This window comes from Polaribacter sp., assembly GCF_965660385.1.
Lineage (GTDB): Bacteria > Bacteroidota > Bacteroidia > Flavobacteriales > Flavobacteriaceae > Polaribacter.
In genome coordinates this window covers 1-2035 of sequence record NZ_CBFHZT010000100.1, presented here as the reverse complement: position 1 = coordinate 2035, position 2035 = coordinate 1, and the positions used below count along the sequence as shown (strand labels likewise).

Sequence of the window (2035 nt, the reverse complement as noted above, 5' to 3'; positions counted from 1 at the left end):
CATCAGCTTTTGGCTTTCTACCAGCTCCTTTTCTTTTACCTCCGTGTGCCATAACTTGAAATAATCTTGTTTATTCAAATATAATTTTAATAGCTTTAATAGCTCTATTTACAGCCTCAGCATAATAATAAAAATCATCTTGTATAAAATTATTTTTTATTTCTGTTAACTGTTCTGTGTTTAAGATACCATCCTCATAATTAATAATAAAGTCAATAGTTGTTTTACCTACTAAATCTTTTGTAATATCTTCAACTATTTCAGGCGTAAATGTAATTTCTATTTCCTCCATTTTAAACGTTTATTATTATAGCCATCTAAATCCTCCCCTAATATCTTTTTTCTTATTTTAATTAAGTGCCTGTACGTTTTAATACGACATTGATTGTACTCTTTAGCTATTTTACCAGTTGACAAATCGTAATTTAAATAGATTAATTCTTTTTCATAATCTGTTAAATTTTCAATTCTATTTAATATTTCAATCTCTCTATTAGTATAACTATAATTATCTGATATTGTAACATCTTTTGTCTTATCATCCTCTATTTCTACATTATATTTATTGGATTTCTTAACGTCTTTAAATAGATTGTAGATTGTTAGTATAACATAAGAGTAATTCCATTTTTCAGGATTGGCAGAATAGATTTTTAGATACATATTTTGTACAAGTTCATCTGCCAAGTGTTTATTACCTGTTATCTTTAGAGCCACTTCCCTCCAATAAGCATCTTTTTTTGATAATGATTGTAGTATGTTAGCCATTTAATACATTTTACCATTAATAAAAAACGAATCATTATAAACAGATATTTGATTAACATAGTAAAGCCCTTTGTTATCAATGTACACTTCAGCAAATCCATTCGCCCAAATATCTTTTTGAAATCTTGGCATATAATTAAATACTTTATGATTTACATTGCCAAGCCAGCCTATATTATAAGATGCTCGTTTACCCTGTCTAAATGATTGAACCCTATGCGTATGCCCAAACATAATAGAGCGACCAGTTACATCTAAATGTTTTTTAGCGGTGTGTATATTACAGTAAACGCCGTGAATGATATCTAAGTGTTCGCCTAAAGTAAAATAGTCATCTTTCCAATTCTCTTTAACTTCATAACCTCTATTATGTAATTTAAGCGCATCTGTTGGACTCATTAAAGCGTTACCATACTTAGCCTTATCCCCTTTAGCTATTTCTCTAAAATAACGGTCTTCGTGGTTACCATATAAGAAATACTTTTTACAAGAAAGTTTATATTTACCAAGTGCATTATCAATATCATCTAGCACCTCGTTACCAATAGCATATTCACTTTCTAAAGTAATTCCTGTTAGATTCTTTAAACTATTCTCATTATAAGAGCCAAGTGTAAACAAGTCTAAGAAATCCCCACTTAAACAGATTCCGTAAATATTTTGTTTATTTTCTCTTATGTATTTAACAATCTTAGAAAATAATATTTTGTTATGAAATGGAGCGTGTATGTCAGGCAGTACTAACCATTTTTGCATCTTTGGTTTACGGTGGTTAATTATTAACTCATTTTCAAACTTGTTTAACCGTGGGCGATATTCTTGCTTTTTATTACTCATTAAAATAATCATTTATAAGTTCTTCATTATAAATGCTTTTAGTTAAAGCTAAAAATAAATCCATAAATTCATTAAATGTTAAATCGTCGTGTTCTGTTTCAATAGTTCTTTTGACGTTGTAGTGGTCTATTGTTATTTTCATTTTGTTATTATTCGGCTTACAACCCTTATTATTACAAATTCGGGTGTACAACCATATTTTTGATAAAAGTAGTAAAAATTAGCGAATTACACAAATAAATAAAAAAAAGTTAAAAAAATGTTGTGTAGTATATATATTTGATATATATTGCACTCGATTAGAAAAATAACCACTAAAAATAATAAAATGAAAAAACTAGCAAAAATACACAAAGACTACATTACAAAAATGATTAAAGAAAAAGAAAGAGTTAGTAGTTTCAAGGCTTACTGTAAGGGTGCTGGATTT

General features: G+C 28.0%; 4 protein-coding genes. All 4 read right to left on the bottom strand.

Annotation, left to right across the window (positions count from 1 at the left end; translation table 11 throughout):
- Positions 1–70: 70 nt before the first annotated feature.
- The 4 genes from ACTG3V_RS15065 to ACTG3V_RS15050 are packed head-to-tail and all read right to left on the bottom strand — an operon-like array spanning position 71 to position 1747.
- Positions 71–292 carry a hypothetical protein gene (locus ACTG3V_RS15065; RefSeq protein ID WP_439132998.1) on the bottom strand — a complete coding sequence of 74 codons (222 nt, stop codon included), beginning with the start codon at positions 290–292 and terminating at the stop codon, positions 71–73.
- Positions 280–768: an RNA polymerase sigma factor gene (locus ACTG3V_RS15060; RefSeq protein ID WP_439132997.1), complete on the bottom strand. Its 489-nt coding sequence runs from the start codon at positions 766–768 to the stop codon at positions 280–282. The genes ACTG3V_RS15065 and ACTG3V_RS15060 overlap by 13 nt, the downstream gene beginning before the upstream one ends.
- Positions 769–1605 carry a hypothetical protein gene (locus ACTG3V_RS15055; protein ID WP_439132996.1) on the bottom strand — a complete coding sequence of 279 codons (837 nt, stop codon included), beginning with the start codon at positions 1603–1605 and terminating at the stop codon, positions 769–771.
- Positions 1598–1747 carry a hypothetical protein gene (locus ACTG3V_RS15050; RefSeq protein WP_439132995.1) on the bottom strand — a complete coding sequence of 50 codons (150 nt, stop codon included), beginning with the start codon at positions 1745–1747 and terminating at the stop codon, positions 1598–1600. Before ACTG3V_RS15050 ends, ACTG3V_RS15055 begins: the two co-directional genes overlap by 8 nt.
- Positions 1748–2035 lie beyond the last annotated feature (288 nt).